The organism is Paenibacillus residui, from assembly GCF_042677205.1.
In the GTDB taxonomy this organism is placed as follows: domain Bacteria; phylum Bacillota; class Bacilli; order Paenibacillales; family NBRC-103111; genus Paenibacillus_L; species Paenibacillus_L residui.
Genome location: NZ_JBHTIU010000102.1, coordinates 1 through 18,347 on the forward strand (window position 1 = coordinate 1; position 18,347 = coordinate 18,347).

The 18,347-nt window shown below is 52.1% G+C and carries 18 protein-coding genes; 13 read left to right on the plus strand and 5 right to left on the minus strand.

The genetic code is table 11. From position 1 onward, the window contains the following. The 5 genes from ACFQ03_RS23780 to ACFQ03_RS23800 form a co-directional block, all read left to right on the plus strand. The coding region (locus tag ACFQ03_RS23780; RefSeq protein WP_379291403.1) for a hypothetical protein at positions 1-201 on the plus strand (201 nt) is incomplete at its 5' end. Between the two features lie 290 nt (positions 202-491). Then, positions 492-821, plus strand: a complete 330-nt coding sequence (locus ACFQ03_RS23785; protein ID WP_379291405.1) for a PadR family transcriptional regulator — start codon at positions 492-494, stop codon at positions 819-821. Next, positions 808-1,158: an HAAS signaling domain-containing protein gene (locus ACFQ03_RS23790; RefSeq protein ID WP_379291407.1), complete on the plus strand. Its 351-nt coding sequence runs from the start codon at positions 808-810 to the stop codon at positions 1,156-1,158. Before ACFQ03_RS23785 ends, ACFQ03_RS23790 begins: the two co-directional genes overlap by 14 nt. Then, the gene (locus ACFQ03_RS23795; protein WP_379291409.1) at positions 1,128-1,349 is read left to right on the plus strand and encodes a hypothetical protein; all 222 of its coding nucleotides are present in this window, start codon (positions 1,128-1,130) and stop codon (positions 1,347-1,349) included. Before ACFQ03_RS23790 ends, ACFQ03_RS23795 begins: the two co-directional genes overlap by 31 nt. Next, complete coding sequence (locus tag ACFQ03_RS23800; RefSeq protein ID WP_379291411.1) at positions 1,346-2,182, plus strand: DUF4097 family beta strand repeat-containing protein; 837 nt, start codon at positions 1,346-1,348, stop codon at positions 2,180-2,182. The genes ACFQ03_RS23795 and ACFQ03_RS23800 overlap by 4 nt, the downstream gene beginning before the upstream one ends. Positions 2,183-2,430: 248 nt before the next feature. On the opposite strand, the gene ACFQ03_RS23805 is transcribed toward ACFQ03_RS23800, so the two are convergent. From ACFQ03_RS23805 to ACFQ03_RS23815, 3 genes are all read right to left on the minus strand, one after another. Continuing rightward, a complete protein-coding gene (locus tag ACFQ03_RS23805; protein WP_379291413.1) occupies positions 2,431-3,258 on the minus strand; it encodes a sugar phosphate isomerase/epimerase family protein in 828 nt (275 codons plus the stop codon). A gap of 14 nt (positions 3,259-3,272) precedes the next feature. Continuing rightward, positions 3,273-4,280, minus strand: a complete 1,008-nt coding sequence (locus tag ACFQ03_RS23810) for a Gfo/Idh/MocA family protein (protein ID WP_379291415.1) — start codon at positions 4,278-4,280, stop codon at positions 3,273-3,275. A 114-nt stretch (positions 4,281-4,394) separates the two neighbouring features. Continuing rightward, positions 4,395-5,204, minus strand: coding sequence for a helix-turn-helix domain-containing protein (locus ACFQ03_RS23815; RefSeq protein ID WP_144932823.1), 810 nt, complete (start codon positions 5,202-5,204; stop codon positions 4,395-4,397). Positions 5,205-5,885: 681 nt separating this feature from the next. Between ACFQ03_RS23815 and ACFQ03_RS23820 the strand changes: the two genes are divergently transcribed. The 4 genes from ACFQ03_RS23820 (at position 5,886) to ACFQ03_RS23835 (ending at position 10,690) form a co-directional block, all read left to right on the plus strand. Beyond that, positions 5,886-6,551, plus strand: a complete 666-nt coding sequence (locus tag ACFQ03_RS23820; protein WP_191964339.1) for a response regulator transcription factor — start codon at positions 5,886-5,888, stop codon at positions 6,549-6,551. Further along, a complete protein-coding gene (locus ACFQ03_RS23825) occupies positions 6,548-7,924 on the plus strand; it encodes a sensor histidine kinase (RefSeq protein WP_379291418.1) in 1,377 nt (458 codons plus the stop codon). The genes ACFQ03_RS23820 and ACFQ03_RS23825 overlap by 4 nt, the downstream gene beginning before the upstream one ends. 74 nt (positions 7,925-7,998) lie before the next feature. After that, a complete protein-coding gene (locus tag ACFQ03_RS23830) occupies positions 7,999-10,221 on the plus strand; it encodes an MMPL family transporter (RefSeq protein ID WP_379291420.1) in 2,223 nt (740 codons plus the stop codon). Between the two features lie 28 nt (positions 10,222-10,249). Next, entirely contained in the window at positions 10,250-10,690 is a 441-nt protein-coding gene (locus ACFQ03_RS23835; RefSeq protein WP_150959769.1) for a hypothetical protein, read from the plus strand. Between the two features lie 470 nt (positions 10,691-11,160). On the opposite strand, the gene ACFQ03_RS23840 is transcribed toward ACFQ03_RS23835, so the two are convergent. Both ACFQ03_RS23840 and ACFQ03_RS23845 read right to left on the minus strand, forming a co-directional pair. Further along, positions 11,161-11,844, minus strand: a complete 684-nt coding sequence (locus ACFQ03_RS23840; protein WP_379291423.1) for a response regulator transcription factor — start codon at positions 11,842-11,844, stop codon at positions 11,161-11,163. Positions 11,845-11,915: 71 nt separating this feature from the next. Next, complete coding sequence (locus tag ACFQ03_RS23845; RefSeq protein WP_150959767.1) at positions 11,916-13,421, minus strand: sensor histidine kinase; 1,506 nt, start codon at positions 13,419-13,421, stop codon at positions 11,916-11,918. Positions 13,422-13,559: 138 nt separating this feature from the next. Here ACFQ03_RS23845 and ACFQ03_RS23850 point away from each other — a divergent pair, with 138 nt between their 5' ends. From ACFQ03_RS23850 to ACFQ03_RS23865, 4 genes are all read left to right on the plus strand, one after another. After that, positions 13,560-14,882, plus strand: coding sequence for an ABC transporter substrate-binding protein (locus tag ACFQ03_RS23850; protein WP_225312643.1), 1,323 nt, complete (start codon positions 13,560-13,562; stop codon positions 14,880-14,882). 169 nt (positions 14,883-15,051) lie between these two features. After that, entirely contained in the window at positions 15,052-15,936 is an 885-nt protein-coding gene (locus ACFQ03_RS23855) for a carbohydrate ABC transporter permease (protein ID WP_150959766.1), read from the plus strand. A gap of 21 nt (positions 15,937-15,957) precedes the next feature. After that, positions 15,958-16,836, plus strand: a complete 879-nt coding sequence (locus ACFQ03_RS23860; RefSeq protein ID WP_144932839.1) for a carbohydrate ABC transporter permease — start codon at positions 15,958-15,960, stop codon at positions 16,834-16,836. Positions 16,837-16,897: 61 nt separating this feature from the next. Then, on the plus strand, positions 16,898-18,310 hold the full coding sequence (locus ACFQ03_RS23865) for a sulfatase family protein (RefSeq protein WP_144932842.1): 1,413 nt from the start codon (positions 16,898-16,900) through the stop codon (positions 18,308-18,310). Positions 18,311-18,347 lie beyond the last annotated feature (37 nt).

Consider the following 18,347-nt stretch of genomic DNA (forward strand, 5'->3'; position numbering starts at 1 on the left):
TGCCGCGCACTTGGCGCCGGCGATGACGCGGGCGGCTGGGCCACGACGCTGGGCGATGAGCGGCGGCCCGTCACCCGCGGCGAGTTCTGCGCGCTGCTGTACAGCTTGCTGGCCGGTCAGCGGCAGCAGGCATCGGCAGCGAGCAGCGGCGTTAATGCGGCAGCAATAGCGCAGCCGGCATGGGAGCGGACGGGTCTCTAAAGGTGATGAGGGCCGGGAGGTCAAACGAAAGGGTTGGGCATGAAACTTCTGCCCGACCCTTTTTAGCGTAGATAAGCAGTGAACGCTAAGCTTGCCGAAACAAAAACCAGTCATCGTGAAGCAATCGCATAAGGGTTTTTAATATTATTCGGCTGAGATCGAAAATCGGGAATGAAATAAACTTCAGTACCTTGCATTATTTTGTACCTTGTGATATTTTAATAATATACAGTACTATATAATATGCAATAGCTAGTAACGTCTACTACTACGAGACAGGTGTGATTCTGTTGAACGTACAGTTCAAGAAAGGTGTTCTGGAGTTGTGCGTGCTGGTACTGACAGCGAAGAAGGACCGGTATGGCTACGAATTGGTAAACCGGATAACGGAGAAGTTTCAAATCGCCGAAGGAACCGTCTACCCGCTTCTGCGCAGACTTACTCAGGAAGGTTATTTCACGACTTATTTGCAGGAATCTCAGGAAGGGCCGCCACGCAAATACTACAAGCTTTCCAAACAAGGCTGGATGATGATGACAGAGCTGGTCGTCGAGTGGAGGCAATTCACCACAGCGGTAGACGAAATCATTAGGGAGGCATTAGGCGATGACGAAGGCTGAATTTTTGGATGAATTGGAGCATTTGCTGGCAGGGATTCCCGCCCAGGATCGGCAGGAAATTATGGCCGATTATGAGGAGCATTTTGCAATAGGGAGGATACAGGGGAAGAGTGAAGCGGAAATTGTTCTGGCGCTGGGCAGTCCGAGACTGATCGCCAAAGAGATGAATGTACATTATCATCTTAAGCAGGCCGCGGAAAAAACTAATTTCGGGTCCACCATGCGTGCCGTGTATGCGTCGGTCGGACTTGGTTTTTTTAATCTGGCTTTTGTTCTCGGGCCGTTTGTAGCTCTATGTGCCGTTTGGTGGCTTTTTTTGCCGTTGCCGCCGTTTTAATTGTGTCCCCCGTCTTGATCCTCCTTGAACCGGATAACGATTTGCTGTGGACGCTGCTGCTGGGTGCTACGCTTTGTTCGCTGGGAGTGCTTATCGGCGTCGGCACCCTTTCGCTGTCCAAGCTTTTTTACCGTGGGGTATTGAACTATTTGCAGTGGAACTTAAAGGTGATCAGGGGGAAGCGTAGATGAAAATAGTAGCGCGAACGGCCGCTGTCGTGTTCGTACTCGGATTAACCGGATGCATCCTTATGTGGATGACCGGCAGATTTGATCCTTTCATAACGGTCGATGAGAAACAGGTGATAGACGGTTCCTCCGTCCAGGCTATTGAGGTGGAAGCGGACTCGTTCGATGTGAGTGTGATACCTGGTGACGGCAATGATATCGAGATGCATTTATACGGGGAATATATAGACAGAAAGTTCAAGGACAAGTTTGAAATAACGGCTTCCGCTTCGGGAAACAGGCTTAAGATCAAGGCGGAATCTACGAAAAAATGGGCTTTTCTCACGATGGGAAGAACCAGCCCCGAAATAATCGTCAAAGTGCCGGAGAAGCTGTATGACGAAGTCCGTGTTCTTATGACCTCGGGGAATGTGGGCATCGAGGATCTGCAAGCCGGCCAGCTTGCTGTTCAGAGCACCAGCGGAAATACGAAAATCAGCGGGTTTAGTGGAAATCGCCTGGAGTTTCAGGGGACATCCGGCAATGTCTCGATCCAAGAGGCTGAAGGGGAGTTGGCGGTCACTCTGACTTCCGGGAATGTGAAAATTTCGAACTCCGCGCTTTCGAAAAACGCAGCTGTCAAAACGACGAGCGGAAACATTAACTTGTATGCGGAGGAATTTCCTTCATCCCTTCAGTTGGACTTGCGGACGGAATCCGGCAATGTGTCGGCGAAAGTCCCCAACTTAGTGTATCAGGAGAAGGAGGAGAACCGGATTGTCGGCCAAGTGGGGCAGGGTGGGCCGCTTCTGAAATTGCAGGCAACCAGCGGTAACGTTAAAATAGCCCAACAGTAGCGGATGAACCGCAGAGTCCCCGTTGATCGAAAACATCATTCCGACATTCTTGAACAGTCCGGCTATGGCCGGGCTTTTTTTATGCTTTGTGGCAGGGGGGCAGTGTTACGGAGGTCCGTCTGTTAATGGCCTTGGTTTCTTCTTTCTGGAACTGACCCATTCTCACAGACCTATACACACAGGAAGTCCAGCCCCGCCAAATTGAAAAACCGTCCGGTAGTTCAAATTTCGCCGGACGGTTTGGACATTCATCGCTCTCTGCCGATAATGATATCCAGATGATTGGACGTATCGAATACTGCCTGCAGCGGGTCTGAAGCGTATCTTCCGATTTCGGCGGTAAGCGTATCGGTATAACCGATATCCCGCAGGGCGGCTCTAACTTCTGGCCAGTTCACATCCCCTGATAGCAGGGGGACGAAGCCTTGCCCTGTGCCTACGCCGGGACGGAAGTCTTTGACATGAACTTTGAAAATATGCGACTGCAGGATGCGAATCCACTGCTGCGGATAACCGAATGCCAGAATGTTGCCTACATCGAAATAGACGCCGACCCAGGGAGAATTTATGCTCTCCACATAGCTTTTCATTTCGAGAGGTGACAGCAGAAACTTGTTCCACACGTTCTCGATTCCAATCTTCACCCGGCGCCGCTCCGCCTCCCGAGCGAGTCCATTCAGCTCCTTCAGGCTTCGCTCATAGCAAGCGTCGTAGGAGGTCGTCTCATTGACGGCGCCCGGAACGACCAGCACTGTATCGGCTCCGAGCAGCTCCGCCAGCTCCAATTGCTTGCGGACGACCTGACAGCCCTGCTCGCGTACGGTCGCATCATCGGAGGAAAGGGGATGCCGCCAGAGGAGGGAGGTCGAGATGCTGCGAAGCTGCAGCCCGTATTGGCGTGCGAGCCGGCCAATCTCCTCTGCCTCTGCCGCGCTTGTTTCCATAGTCAGCCCGACTCCTCCGGCAGGGTTTACATTAAGCTCCACAGCATCGTAACCCGCCTCGCGGCTTACTTCAAACAGACGTTCCAGCGGATAACCTTCAGGAAAACACCATTGATTGACTCCTTTTAGCATCGATAAGTCCTCCTTTATTCAAAAGTAGGCGGATGCTCCGAGGAGGCTGCCGGCGGCGTTGACTCTATTCCGTGTGCCGCTGCCGATTCATTGGCGGTTAAAGTAACGGCCAATGTTTTGACGGCCTCGGAATAATCACCCAGCACCAGCTCGCGATTACCGGTTCTGACCGCTTCGACAAAAGCGCGGTCCTGCTCGAATACAAAGTCGGTTTCGCATTTTTCCTCATGACGCTGCCCGTTGTCGATAATGAGAAGGGATTTGCCGTTAATGGAAACATAGAAATTATGGCCGAACAGCTCCACCTCTCCTCGGCCCACATATTGGGACAGACAAGTGTTGCTGATCGTTCCGACCGCTCCGGATTGCAGGGTGAACGATACGACGCCGACGTCGGGTACGGTCGCTTCCGGATGCTCCCGATGGATGTGCCTCCGTCCGTAGATCGCCTGGATGTCGCGGAAATCCCCCGCCAGATAACGAATGAGGTCGACCTGATGAGTCGACATTTCCACAAGCTGTCCGCCGGACCGTTCCATGATCCGCCACCAGGGAACGCCGGGCATTCCCCCGATCCGATACGCCAGGATCATGTCGATCTGTCTGCCGGCCAGGAACTGCCGGGCTTTCTGTACGGTATCCAGATAACGCAGACAGTAGCCAGACGAATGAATGATGCCGGAGTCGCGAATGATGTTCTCCTTGCGGCGGGCTTCCTCCAGGTTCAAGCCGACGGGCTTCTCCGCCAGCAGGTGGAGTCCTCTTGAGGCAGCGGCCTCTTCAATGTCTTCCCGTGCAAACGGAGGGGTACAGATGAACAAGGCGTCCACCTGGCCGGAATCCATAAGCTGATCTCTGCTTTCATAAGCCGTCGCCCCGTACTCTTGAGCGATTTGCCGCGCTCTGGCTTCATTAATATCGAAGACAGCCGTAATTTCGGCGCCCTCTATCCTTTCGAGCGCTTTCATATGCCCTTCGGCCATACCGCCAACGCCGATAAATCCGATTCTGACTTTGTTCATTTTAATGCCCTCCTCGTCTTCAAGAGTCGAGTATGTACAGACACAACGATAGTACATCCGCGCATGATTGTATTTATGGAAATAGAGCTATTATTTACGCAAAAAAATCGGCAGTCAGTTTTTGGACAGACCGCCGTTTTTCATCTGATGGTTTCTTCGCCAAACCGTCGGAGAAACTCCCTCTACCGCCTTAAACCATTGCGAGAACGAGTGCAAGCGGCCGAATCCGACCTGCGCTGCGATTTCATTGACATCTTTACCGGTTGAGTTGAGCAGCCATTTTGCTTCCTGCATGCGGCATTGCTGCTGATATTGCTTGGGGCTCATCCGGTACACCCGCTCGAACATGCGGCGAAAGCCGGCAACCGTCATTCCGGCCAGCTCGGCGAGGTCGGCCATTTGTACAGGCTGACGCAGATTCTCGCGAATATAGTCTGCCGCCTTGGTAACCGTCATCGCTTGCAGATCCGACTGTGTATGCTCCAGCAGAAACAGCAGCAGCACCTCAATCCAGGCTGCATGAGTTCTGGACCTATGTTTCAGCGGCGAGGTCAGCAAGCGCAGCCATTCCCGGAACAACTGCTCAAACCGTTCCTTATCCAGGTTGGACAAAGCGGCCAGGGAGGGCTGGCGCTTCTCCGGGGCAAGCTCCGCAGTGAGTTCCAGCAGCCTCGGAGGCAGGCCTTCCAGATGGATAACTCCGAAGCGGACATGTGAAACAGCGGCAAAACGATGGGGGATCGAAGGCGGAACAACAATGACGTGACCGGCCTCGATATGCCTTTTTTTCTCCGGCCACTCGAACAATCCCCGCCCTTCCAGGACAAGACTGATCTCGAGGGTAGGATGATGATGAAACCCGTCGTCGTACCAGTTTTCTTCGTGAGTGCCTATAAAGCTCCTGACTTCGAAAGGTGTTTGCATGGTAACGGACCTCCACGGCCTTCGGGCCGTAAAATTTGTCGCTAAAGGGATTATGGCACTGAATCGGATAAGGCGCAATAAGCTTATTTAAGATTACTTTTTGATCCCCTCTTTCATCCCTTCAGCGATGCATCTGTCTGTTATCCCCTCGAGTCAGAAAGACCTGCGTGGTTGAACTCCTCGCTGAAGCCTCGATCCATTAGTTGGGCTTCCTCTGTTGATGCATCTGTCTGTTATCCCCTCGAGTCAGAAAGGCCTGCGTGGTCGAGCTCCTCGTTGAAGCGTCGTTCCATCGGCTGGGTTTTTGCCGTTTTATCGGATCTTATTTGATGGAAGTCCGGATGTAAGTCTTCTAGAATCCTGAACGAAAGGGATAACGGTCGGAAGGCCGTGGGAGCAGATATGGGCAGATAAGAAAGGTACTGAGGTAAGGGGAACTGAGGTTAGGGGATAACACCCGGAGGAAGGAGAAAGAGACACGTCCGCATAAAGTTACTGTTCCTCACGAAGCGCTCTCAAAGCGTGCAGCCATGAAAATTTGCTATTATTCATAATAAGAGTACAATTCCGCATGGGGTGTCAAAGGCACAGATCATACTAAGGATATGATCCCAACGTTTATTTTTTACCGTACATAAATACTTTGGTTGAAGGGGTCGGGTGAACTTGAGAATCCATATTATGACGGCAGACGATGATCCTAATATTCGCGAGCTGCTTCGTTTTATTCTCCGGAAGGAGGGGTATGCCGTATTCGAAGCGGAGAACGGGCGGCAGGCCTCCGCGTTGCTGGAGAGCGAGCAGATTCATCTGGCCATTGTTGATGTGATGATGCCGGGGAAGAACGGCTGGGAGCTGTGTGAGGAAATCCGCAAGCATTATGATATTCCTGTCATTCTGCTGACCGCCAAAGGGGAACTGGCCGATAAGGAAAAAGGTTTTATCTCCGGAACGGATGATTACCTGGTAAAGCCTTTCGAGCCTAAAGAATTGCTGTTCCGGATCAAAGCGCTATTGCGCCGGTATCAAATGGTCTCCTCCGAATTGATTAAGCTGAACGATACCGTCATTGACCGGAAAAGCTACGAGGTCAGGATTGGAAACGAGACGGTCGTTCTTCCGCTGAAGGAGTTTGAGCTGCTCTCCCAATTAGCCAGCCAGCCGGGCCGTATCTTTACAAGGGAGCAGCTGCTCGCGCTCATCTGGGGGAACGATTATGAAGGGGATAGCCGCACAATAGATGTGCATATCAAACGCCTGCGCGAAAGGTTCCATGAGCGGACCGGGGACTTTAAAATTACGACGGTGCGCGGGATTGGATATAAGCTAGAGGTGCACGAAGAATGAGAACCTTATATATTCGTATTGTCGCTACCTTTATCGGCATAGCGTTGGCCAGCAGTATTGTGGCTATCGTTCTCGTTAATTTTTATTATCTTGCCCATATGAGGGAGTACAACGAGCAGAAGATCATGAACATCGGTCAGGAAATCCGGGACCTGTTCGAAGAGACACCCGGAATGGACCTGGACAATTATTTGACCCGGATCGGTCATATGGGCTTTCAAATCTATGCCGTCAACGACCGGATGGAGGGAGTCTTTTATGGGGCTCCCTTTAAGCATACGGATTTTGAGGAGGATCAGGTTCGCCAAGTGCTTGCCGGGGAAATTTATCACGGGATTCTGGAGGAACGTCACTTGCTGATGGTCTCCGGTTTCTTCGAGAACAGCATTCGTAACAGTGTTGGCTTGCCTATCGAAGCTAACGGACGCACTTATGCCATATTCGTACGTCCCAATTTGGAACAGCAGATTGGCGAGGTGCGGATATTGATGGCCTTGCTTCTTGCGTTCACCTTCTTGTGCAGCATTGCTTTGATCATTATTTTCACGAGATATATTGTCAAACCGTTGAAAAAGCTGACGGAAGCCACGGACAAAATTGTGCGGGGAGATTACAACATCCAGTTGGATGCTGCGAGGCGGGACGAGATCGGGGATTTGGCCAGCCACTTTCAATCGATGGCTCGTTCGCTCAAGCAATTGGACGAGATGAGGCAGGAATTCGTCGGCAACGTCTCACATGAAATTCAATCTCCGCTAACGTCGATTCAAGGTTTCGCCCAAGCCATTCTGGCCAAAGAAGCTTCTCCCGAAGAGGAGGAGCGCTATTTGCAGATCATCGAGGAGGAGAGCCGGAGGTTATCTTCCTTAAGCAAGCAGCTTCTAACCCTGGCGGCGTTAGACAAGGAAACGGCTGTCATGAAGAAAACGGCATTCCGCTTGGACGAACAAATCCGGCAAATTCTGATCGTTACCGAATGGCAATGGTCGGAGAAGGGATTATCGGTGGAGCCGGAGCTTCCGGAAATCGTTATAACCGCGGATCCCGAGCTTCTGTATCAGGTGTGGCTTAATTTGATGACGAACAGCATTAAATTTTGCCGTCCGGGGGACACGATTCGCATCGAAGTTCAGGTAAACCGGGAAATTGTCATCCGCTTCATCGATACCGGTATAGGCATTGCTCCCTCCGAGCTTCCTTATGTGTTTGCCCGGTTCTATAAGGCGGACAAAACCAGAAACCGCCTCCAGGCCGGAAGCGGGCTGGGTCTGTCCATCGTCAAAAAAATCATAGACCTGCACGGCGGGACCATACAGGCGGAGAGCGTGCCCGGCCAAGGGACGGTTTTCACGGTGTCTTTGCCGCATTTGTAATGCTCCGTTCATCTTCCGTTCATATTCCTGTCCTACAATCATGGCAGAATCAGGACAGGAGGTTAGAAGTCGGAATGGATCGTTTCTTTCACCGTTGGGCCCGGATGGTCAGCAGCCCGAGAGGCGCCAAAACCGTTATCGCTTGCTGGCTGATCTTGATCCTCGCGCTAAGCGCTTTTGCTCCCGGGTCGAAGCCTTATGCGGTCAGCAGCGGGGAAGGGAGTGTGCGCAACAACACTCCATCTGCCGAGGCCCAAGCAATTATGGACGAGCATTTTCCGTCCGGGGAGGGTCTGGCGGCTCTTCTCGTATTTCATAGTCAAGGAAAAATGCCTGCGGAAGACCGCGATAAAATCAAGCGGATCAGTGAGTGGCTGGCTTCGGAGGACAAGCCGCAGCATGTCGCGAGCGCTCTGCCGTTTCACCAGTTTCCCGATGCCGTTCAGGACAAGATGTTCTCGGAGGATCAATCAACCGTGCTGCTGAATGTAGCCTTGGAGAAAGATTTGGAATCCGATCAAATCTACGAGACTTTGCAGGAAATCAGAAGCCGGGTTGAGCAAATTAAGGGGGCAGGCCTGCAATTTGAAATAACAGGCCCGGCCGGAATAGCAGCCGATACGATAACTCTTTTTAAAAACGCGGATTTTGTCTTGATGCTGGCTACGATCGGCTTGATTCTCGTTATTCTGATCTTCATTTACCGTTCCCCGCTGCTGGCGCTCCTTCCGTTAATCATCGCGGCCATGGTCTACCAGGTCGTGGATCGCGTGTTGGGAATCGCAGCCTGGAACGGATGGTTGATCATTGACAAACAGGCATTATCCATCATGATGATTCTGCTGTTCGCCGTTTTGACCGATTATTGTTTATTCGTGATTTCCCGATACCGGGAGGAATTGAAGAAAATCGGTTCCAAGTACGACGCCATGAAGGTTGCAATGGCGCAGGTAGCCGAGCCGATTTTGTTTAGCGGAGCTACCGTTTTTATCGCCATGCTCACTTTGTTTGCAGCGGTTTTTAAGCCCTACCACCATTTCGCCCCGGTGTTTTCGGTAGCGGTGATCGTCATGCTGATCGGTGGGTTGACGCTGATCCCCGCCTTATTTGCTCTGATTGGCAGGAAAGTGTTCTGGCCCTTCGTTCCCAAGCTGCAGGATGGGACAAACAAGGCTACAGGCTTTTGGACCCGCATAGGTGCTGTTGTCACTAAAAAACCGGCGGCCACGGCAATGATTTTATTGCTGCTGCTTGGCGCCGCATCCTTCAATATCGGCAGTATGAGCTATTCCTTTAATTTAATGAAATCCTTCCCCGAACATATTTCTTCACGGCAAGGCTTTGAAATATTGGAGGACCGTTTTCCTCCGGGGAAGCTGGCTCCGGTTTCCGTCGTTCTGCACTCGGACACGGAGATAGAGCTGACGGAGTCCTTTGTCAACAAGTTGGCGGCTCTCGCAGAATCACTTCAAGGGGAGGACGGGATCTATGAGATCAAGCCGGATATAACACCGGATTTGGCCCAGCCGGATGCGCCTCTGCCCAGGAGCTTAATGGCGGAATCCCGAAAGGCTGTTAAACTGCAAGTCACCTTGAAGGAAAATCCTTATGACCCGACTGCTTTAAATTTGATAGAAGCACTTAGGGAGAAGAGCACCGCGTTATTGAAAGACAGCGGACTCGACCCGTCCCGTTATTCAATGCACTATGCGGGACAGACCGCGGAGCAAGCGGATGTGCGTATGATGAATCAGCGCGATATTCTCGCCACCTTTTCGCTGATTACTCTGTTCATAACGATCATGCTCGCCCTGCAGACGAGATCGATTCTAATGGCCATTTGTATGATGGCGACCATCTTGTTGTCCTATACAGCGACAATGGGGCTTGGATGGATGATCTTTCATCACATTCTCGGATATGAGGCGATCAGCTACCGTCTTCCGGTATATACCTTTGTATTCCTGATCGCACTGGGGGTTGACTATAACATTATGCTCGTGTCCCGGATCAAGGAGGAGGCGGAAAAGCATGAATGGAGAGAGGCCATCCGCAGGGGAGTTTCGAGAACGGGAGGCGTCATTTCATCGGCGGGGATTATTCTGGCAGCGACCTTCTGCGTTCTGATTACACAACCGCTTCAGGAGCTGTTCTTGTTCGGAATGACTATGGCGCTCGGAATTCTGATGGATACGTTTCTCGTTCGCGGACTGCTGCTTCCTTCCATTCTGAGCTTGACCGGAGGAAGAAGAAGATATCTTCGGGGGAGCAAGATAAATAAAGCTATTGGAGAGTAACTATTAGGGACTCAAGGGAGGAGAAGCAATGTTCGGATTTTGGTTGTTCCTGCATCTGGCAGGCTTGTTCCTGTGGCTTGGCGCACTCCTGGCGCAAACAGTCGTTCTCGGTATTCTGCAGAAGCAGCTAGACTCGGATACGGGCAATACGCTGGCTATAAAAGTTATCCGCAACTTCAGCCTGTTTTCCCATCCCGGGGCTGTGCTGGTTCTGATCAGCGGAGTATTTCTCATCGTCCAAATGGGATTGGGAGCGGATAAGCCCATGTGGCTGGAGGTTATGGAAAAGGGCGGGGGAACGATCACCATTCTCGCTTTAATCATTACGGGAATATGGGGAAGGAAGGTGAAAAGACGGCTTCGCGGAGGTTCGGGTCAAGCCGTCAAGCTAAACGGTTATTTGACGGTATTAACCAGTTTCATGGTGCTGATTCTAGGAATAGTGCTTGTCGTCAGTCTGAGAATATAAAGGCATGGAATCCATACTCAACTTTTGAAGAACGAATATTGATTAGAAGGTATATACTGCACAAATATCAAATCATCGCTTCGTTTGGCGGTAGCGATTAACTGTATTTTATGTAGGTAAATTGCCAACGAATGGTAAAAAGTGATTGAGTAAATGGAAAAACTACATTTAGAATCAAGACTTTTTGCTAAAATCACTTTTTTGCACAAACTAGCTGTAGTTTTTCCACTTAGTTTCCGTCTTTTGCTCCAGAGGTGAAAACTAGCTGTATAAAATCCAGTTAGTGCCATGTCGCTTGAGAAGGCACCGGTGGAAAATGGAAATAGACGAGTTCCAGACGCACCTTTCTGCGAGTAGACTGATTGCAAGGCATCCGCAGAAAATGAAAATAGACGGATTTACATCCAAAATTAAATCCGCCCGGCACATCCATTACATTTGGACGTTTCCGCCGGGCGGATTTCTCATGCTTACAGCTTCTTCAACACCTCGAAGATCCTCAGCTCGTTAACGGCGCCGACAACGTCCGCCGTGCTCGGCATATCGAACTTCTTCAGAATGCTGCTGATCTGTTTCTTGACGGTTTCCGGCTCGACCGATCGTTCAGCGGCAATCTCCCGGCGGGACTTGTTCTTGCACAGAAGCTTCAGCACCTGCAGTTCGCTCGGAGTGAGCTCGGAAATTATACGGATAATGTATAGAAGGCTCGCTTCATTGCGCTTGACCCGTACAAATTCATCGCGGATTTTCTGGGCGATGATCGGTCGGATCGGTGATTGGTCTCCATGGGCCTGCCGAATGGCATCGGCAATCTCATCCGCAGGGGCCGACTTCAGGATATAGTCCTTAATCCCGCTCTGAAAAGCGGCAAAGATAATATTATCATCATTATGCACCGTGATGACAATAATCCGGATGTGCGGCAGCTTCTCATAAATCTGCTTGGCGGCATGGATGCCCGCATAGGCGTCCTCCATCTCGATGTCCATCAGGATGATGTCCGGCTGGTGCATGGCGGCATACAGTACGGCTTCGTAGCCCGACTTGGCCGAAGCGACCAGCTCCATATCCGGACACCCGGAGATGATCCGCTCCAGACGGCGGCGATGCGCTTCCATGTCGTCTGCGATCAATACCCGGATAAGTTCTTTCATGGAATTCACCTCCCGGGGGTATGTTTTATACCCCCTGCTTTCTTAAGCGTAATCATAGGGATGCCGTTGAATTAGAGGATAGGCAGCACAATTTTGAAGGTGGTGCCCTCTCCTTCGCGGCTCTCCGCCGTAATTTTGCCGTCATGGCCTTCTACGATCCGGTGACAGTAGGACAAGCCGATTCCCCAGTTGTTCACGGAAGCCTTCGTCGTGAAGAACGGGGTGAAAATCCGCTCAAGCAGCTCTTCATCCATCCCCGGCCCGTTGTCGGTTATCGAAATGATCCCCCACCGGTTCTGTTTTTCCAAGTAAATAACGATTCGCCCCTCGCGGTTTAGCCTGGACATAGATTCCGCTGAGTTCACCAGGATATTATGGATGGTCTCTCCCATTTGTTGAACGTCGATATAGGCAACAGGCAGCTCCGGCGCCGCGGAAACGTTAACCTCTATCTCAGGGTAATGCTGCCTGAAGCGTTCAACGGCGGCATGCACCGGCTCCTCTATAGAAACCGGTTGCAAGTTTAGCTGGATATTGCGCAGCTTGCCCGCAGCGGAATGAATGTTGTCCATCGCTGTGCGGCATGAGGACAGCATCAGGTCGAGGCTGTAGACGGTTTCCTCGTCAGCGGCATGCTTTTCCTTCAAATATTCGGCCTCCGACTGAATAGCGAGCAGATGATTTTTGAGCGCATGGGTGAACGCGCGAATGCCCAAGCTGGCGGTGTCGATGCTTTTGTTAATTTGAATATCCCGGTTCCGGCGGTACGTTTCTATCGAGTTATAAGTGTAGATGATGTAAATCATGATGGCGAATGCCAGAAATACGATATACGGAAACAGGTTGAAGACCAGACCGTTGGCGCGAATTTGCGGCTGCAGGTAGTTCGTGTAGCCTTCAACGACCGTTGCCCGGACAAGCACCCGGGGAGCCCAGGAAAACAAAAGACAATAAATGACCGATACCGGAAGCAGGCTGAGCAAATGAAACAGAGAATAGTTCTTCAAAAACCGGATCTTCGGATAGGTTACATAATCATAGGCCAGCAGCAGGAATGCGGCCAACAGAAACAGGCGATTGATCCAGCGAAATCCCGTATCGAGCCCGTGAACGAAGGCAGCCGTTCGATCCGGGGCAAATACGCCGCCGTCGAACATCCAGTTTTGCAGCCAGTTCTGGAATCCGGGATCGTAATAAACTGCTTGTACAATAAGAATAACCAGGGCGGGCCATTGAAAATAGGCCGGCCGCAGCATTCGGTCCCTGCGTGTAAACGTAACGGCAAACCCGAGCAGGCAGTAAGGAAACATCAATACGCCCACGTTCAGCATCCGGATGAGAAGGTCCGGATTCAAGCTGTTCAGCACCAGATAGTTCCAGGTCCCCGGGCTGAAATCGAAAAACCGGTGGATCACGTTATAGTAAAAATTGAATTTGCTCAAATATAAAACCAATGAGACAAACGAAACAATCCAGCCGAACAATATGCCGTAAAGCCAACGGGTCGAAGAGCTGTTCAGCTTGCGATACGTCAGCAGGACCGCAATGACAACGAAGCTTATCGTGAAATACAGCATGCTTTCATCTCCGATGATGGTTGCGGCGGGGGAGGGGGTATAATGTTTTCACCTTCACGAATAGCCTCTGGCCCCGATACAATCAGAAGTACAAAAATTAAGCGATTTCATCATACTAAACTTCAGGGGGGTTTTCAAATGAAAATAAACAAGAAGGTAATGAACGCGGCAGCGTTTACCGTCATTGTCGGACTGTTGGCAGGCTGCGGCTCCAATACAGTCAATCCGTCTAATGGAGCATCTCCGGACGGCGGGAAGTCCCCGGCAGGCGAGGTCAAATTGAAAATGACGGTGCTTCCCGATGATTTGGACGAATTCCAGGCAGCCTATGAGGAGTTTCAGAAGGAAAATCCTAATATCAAGGTGGAATTCGAAACGATTCCGCAGAAGCAGTATTACGATAAGCTGCGGCTTCAATTGTCCTCCGGCGAAGCTATCGATCTGTTCGGAGGCAATATGGATTCCTTCCTTGATACCGGAATTTTGGAAGAGCTGGATGATTACATCAAACAGAGTAATACGGATGTTTCCGGCTTCGGTCCGCTGTATGACACTCTTAAAGTAAACGGCAAGGTATACGGTCTGCCGTATCGCAAATCGAATTGGATGCTCTATTACAATAAAACGCTGTTCGATCAAGCGGGAGTCGACTATCCGAAGGCCGATATGACATGGGACGAGTTCCGGGAATTGGCCCAGAAGATGACGAAAGGCAGCGGGGCGGACAAAATTTACGGCGCATATCTGCAGCAATGGCCGCAAACCTGGTACATGCAGGCTGTGCAGTCGGGCGCTTCGATCATCGACAAAGATTTGACTCCGTTCCATAAGGCGCTGCAGCTCCGCGTCGATATGGAGAAGGACGGCTCCATCATGACCTGGTCCGAGCAGGTAACGACTTCGGCTCATTATAACTCGGCTTTCCAGAAGGGCAATGTAGCGATGAACCTCATTGGCGATTGGCATATTGCACAGCTTCGCAAGGCAGAGGATGAAGGGAAAATCAGCTTCGATTGGGACGTCGTGCCGATCCCGCATCCGGAAGGAGTACCGGCCAATACAAGCCTGGCTACCCCGGTTTCCGTCATGATCAACAAGAACAGCAAGCATAAGGAAGAAGCCTATAAGGTGCTGGAGTTCATGACCGGTCCCAAAGGGGCTAAAGTGTTCGCGGCCAACGGATTGCTGACCGGCTTTACGAATGAGGAGATCAAGCAGGCTTACATCGGCGACGGATCGCGCAAGCCCGAAAATATTCATTATTTCCTTGAGCAAAAGGAATACCCGGAATACCCGCTTCTGCCCGGTGTGAAAAACATCGTCGTCAACACGATATTCACTCAGGAAGGCGAGCTGGCTTTGTCCGGGGAGCAGACGGTCGATAAGGCCATCGAGCGAATTTCCGATCGCGTTCAGAAAGAATGGGCCGACAAGTTCGGCAAAGATTTCGCCGCGAAATAAGCGGAAGACCGCCTTTATTAATGCCGGTCCGGCTTGTCCGATTCGCGGGACGGCATGTCGGCATCAGCAAACCTGATAACATGGCCACTCATCGGAGCCGCTATACGCATACGGCTCCGATGGCCGTAAGAAGGTCTGCGAACCTTTCTTAAAATGAAGGAGTGATAGAATGCGCAAGCTTCAGACTGCAGGACGCGCCAGATTAGTCGGTTATGCGTTCCTCCTTCCGAATATCCTCGGTTTTCTTATATTCATTCTGTTCCCGGTCATTGCCTCGTTCTTGATGAGCTTCACGGAATGGAACGGATTCGGGAAGATTCAGTTTATCGGATTGGACAATTATATCCGGTTATGGTCGGATGAGAACTTCCGGATTTCCTTCTGGAACAGCCTGGTGATGACGGTCGTTTCCGTTCCGGCAACGCTATTCCTGTCCATTCTCGCGGCAGTGGCTTTGAACCGGGGAATCCGCGGCCTGAAGTGGTTCCGGACGGCTATGTTTCTGCCGCATATCACTTCGACCATCGCGATCGCGGTCGTTTGGCAGCTTCTGTTCAACCCGACCATGGGACCGATCAACGGATTCCTGCACAGCATCGGGATCGAGAATGCGCCGGGCTGGCTGTCCTCGACGAAATGGGCGCTTCTGTCGGTCATTATCGTCAGCATCTGGCATTCCGTCGGGTATTATATGGTGCTGTATCTCGCCGGATTGCAGGGCATTCCCAGAGATTTGTACGAGGCGGCGGAAATCGACGGAGCCGGCAAAATCTCGCAATTCAAAAACATCACCTTGCCGATGCTGTCGCCCGTCATTTTCTTTACCGTCATTATGGCGATCATCAATTCCTTTAAAGTGTTCGACCTTATCTTCATGCTGACGCAAGGCGGCCCCGGTCGTTCGACCCGGGTGCTCGTGTATGACATCTATTATACGGCGTTCCAGAGATACGAATTCGGCTATGCTTCCGCAATGGCCTATGTCCTGTTCGCGCTTATTCTAGTCATTACGCTGATCCAGTTCCGCGGCCAGAAGAAATGGGTCCATTATTGAACCACCGGAGGTGAATAGCGCATGAATACTGTTTTGACCCCGTCGCCGGGCCTCGGATCCGCACGCCGAAGCGGAAGAGCGCTGCCGCGAATTCGCAAAGCTCTGTTGTACATTTTTCTGATCCTGGTTGTACTCTCCATGATTGTCCCGCTTCTCTGGATGATTTCGGCATCGCTCAAGTCCGAGGCGGAAATTTTCGGGTTTCCGATCCAGTGGATTCCAAGCAAGTTTTATTGGAGCAACTATGTTGAAGTCTGGACGAAGGTTCCCTTTCTTACTTACTATCTGAATACGTTGAAAATTGCCGGAATCACGACCGTTTTACAGGTGTTTACCTGCTCGATGGCGGCTTACGCCTTTGCCAAGGTGCGGTTTCCGGAACGCGACAAGCTGTTCTTGCTGTATCTTGCCACGATGATGATTCCGTATCAGGTGATGATGATTCCCCAGTTCCTGCTGATGAAGGAGCTAGGTCTGGTCAATAATCATTGGGCGCTTATTTTGCTCGGCGCGTTCAGCCCGTTCGGGGTGTTCCTGTTCCGGCAGTTCTACATGACGATTCCGGAGGAGCTGTCCGAAGCGGCGCGCATCGACGGTTTGAATGAATTCGGCATTTACTTGCGGATTATACTGCCGCTTACCCGGCCGGCCATCGCCAGCTTGATCATTTTTACTTTCATGCATTCCTGGAATGATTTCCTGGGGCCTCTCATTTACTTGAATTCGGATAGCTTGTTCACGCTTCAGCTCGGAATGCAGCATTTCCAAACCGAGTACAGCACCGAATACGGCCCGCTTATGGCTGCTGCGGTATCGGCGATCGTCCCGACGATCATCGTGTATTTCCTCGCTCAGGATCATTTTATCGAAGGAATCTCGGCAGGCGCAGTTAAAGGCTGATTGTAAGGAAAAAACGCTACTTGACCCCCGAACATGTCACTATCGGATCAGGAGGGATGATATGGCTGCCAAAGGCCCTAATATATTGTACGTATTTGCCGATCAATGGCGGCGGCAGGCGGTTGGCTTCGCCGGAGAGGACCCGGTGCTGACGCCCCATATCGACCGGTTCGCGCAGGAGAGCCTTGTCTTCCGCAACGCTCTGTCCAGCACCCCGCTCTGTTCGCCGCACCGCGCGGCGCTCATGACCGGACGATATCCGCTGTCCACCGGCGTTTATACTAACTGCAAACTGGGTGCGGACCTCATGCTGCGCCCGGAGGAGATCGGCATCGGGGATGTGCTGAAGGAAGCGGGATATCAGACCGGTTACATCGGAAAATGGCATCTGGACCTGCCGGAGCAGAATGTGTCGGACGAGCCCGAATCGGGCGCTAGGCACTGGGATGCCTACACTCCGCCGGGACCGAAGCGGCACGGCTTCGATTTCTGGTATTCCTACGGAGCCTATGACCATCATCTGGAGCCCCACTATTGGAGGGACACCCCGGAGATGATCCAGGTCTCGCAGTGGTCTTGCGAGCACGAAACGGACGTGGCGATCGATTATATGCGCCGATTGGATAGGGACCGCCCATTCGCCTTGTTCCTGTCATGGAACCCGCCGCACAGCCCGTTCGAGCTGGTCCCGGACAAGTACAAGGAGATCTATCGGGACCGGGAGGTACCGTTCCGGCCTAATGTCCGGTACGATACGCTGCAGGCGCACACGGGAGAGCCCTTCGAAGCCGGCCGCGACAAGCTGGAGCAGTATATGCGCGATTATTATGCAGCGGTAACGGGGATCGATGAGCAGTTCGGCCGGCTGCTTGCCGCGCTGGAGGAGCTTGGGCTCGAACGGGATACGATCGTCGTGCTGTCCTCGGATCACGGCGAGCTGATGGGGGCGCACGGTCTGATGGCGAAGCATTCCTGGCACGAGGAATCGATCGGGATTCCGTGCGTCATTCGCTGGCCGGACCGGATGGCGCCGGGAACGACCGATGTTCTGTTTAACAGCCCGGATATTATGCCGACGCTGCTGGGTCTCGCAGGTATTGCCATTCCGGATACGGTCGAGGGGACGGATGTCTCGGGATCGCTGCTCGGAACGGAGGGGAACCGGCCGTCGTCCGCCTTCCTCGCGGCCGTACCCGGGAGAAAGGATGTGCTCGAGCAATTCGCCCGGGCGGGTCTCGACAATAAGCAGTATGGCTGGCGCGGGGTTCGCACGGAACGGTACACCTATGTCGTGAACCGGGGCTATTCGCCAGGGGAAGGGACGGAGCGGCTTCTGTACGACAACGATGCCGATCCGTACCAGCTTAATCCGGAGCGCCTCTCAAGCGCAGCGGAGTCGCCGGTGGCTGCCCGGTTGGAGGAGGAGCTTCGGAAGTACCTGCAGCGCACGCAGGATCCGTTTGTTCTGGACTGACCGTCAATACTTCAGTGGAATCCGCCCTGTACAGGGC

Excerpts from the sequence above, each read along its gene's own strand:
- ACFQ03_RS23790 (WP_379291407.1), top strand. The coding sequence starts at position 808 with ATGACGAAGGCTGAATTTTTGGATGAATTGGAGCATTTGCTGGCAGGG.
- ACFQ03_RS23800 (WP_379291411.1), top strand. The coding sequence starts at position 1,346 with ATGAAAATAGTAGCGCGAACGGCCGCTGTCGTGTTCGTACTCGGATTA.
- ACFQ03_RS23805 (WP_379291413.1), bottom strand. The coding sequence starts at position 3,258 with ATGCTAAAAGGAGTCAATCAATGGTGTTTTCCTGAAGGTTATCCGCTG.
- ACFQ03_RS23810 (WP_379291415.1), bottom strand. The coding sequence starts at position 4,280 with ATGAACAAAGTCAGAATCGGATTTATCGGCGTTGGCGGTATGGCCGAA.
- ACFQ03_RS23815 (WP_144932823.1), bottom strand. The coding sequence starts at position 5,204 with ATGCAAACACCTTTCGAAGTCAGGAGCTTTATAGGCACTCACGAAGAA.
- ACFQ03_RS23820 (WP_191964339.1), top strand. The coding sequence starts at position 5,886 with ATGACGGCAGACGATGATCCTAATATTCGCGAGCTGCTTCGTTTTATT.
- ACFQ03_RS23825 (WP_379291418.1), top strand. The coding sequence starts at position 6,548 with ATGAGAACCTTATATATTCGTATTGTCGCTACCTTTATCGGCATAGCG.
- ACFQ03_RS23830 (WP_379291420.1), top strand. The coding sequence starts at position 7,999 with ATGGATCGTTTCTTTCACCGTTGGGCCCGGATGGTCAGCAGCCCGAGA.
- ACFQ03_RS23835 (WP_150959769.1), top strand. The coding sequence starts at position 10,250 with ATGTTCGGATTTTGGTTGTTCCTGCATCTGGCAGGCTTGTTCCTGTGG.
- ACFQ03_RS23840 (WP_379291423.1), bottom strand. The coding sequence starts at position 11,844 with ATGAAAGAACTTATCCGGGTATTGATCGCAGACGACATGGAAGCGCAT.
- ACFQ03_RS23845 (WP_150959767.1), bottom strand. The coding sequence starts at position 13,421 with ATGCTGTATTTCACGATAAGCTTCGTTGTCATTGCGGTCCTGCTGACG.
- ACFQ03_RS23850 (WP_225312643.1), top strand. The coding sequence starts at position 13,560 with ATGAAAATAAACAAGAAGGTAATGAACGCGGCAGCGTTTACCGTCATT.
- ACFQ03_RS23855 (WP_150959766.1), top strand. The coding sequence starts at position 15,052 with ATGCGCAAGCTTCAGACTGCAGGACGCGCCAGATTAGTCGGTTATGCG.
- ACFQ03_RS23860 (WP_144932839.1), top strand. The coding sequence starts at position 15,958 with ATGAATACTGTTTTGACCCCGTCGCCGGGCCTCGGATCCGCACGCCGA.
- ACFQ03_RS23865 (WP_144932842.1), top strand. The coding sequence starts at position 16,898 with ATGGCTGCCAAAGGCCCTAATATATTGTACGTATTTGCCGATCAATGG.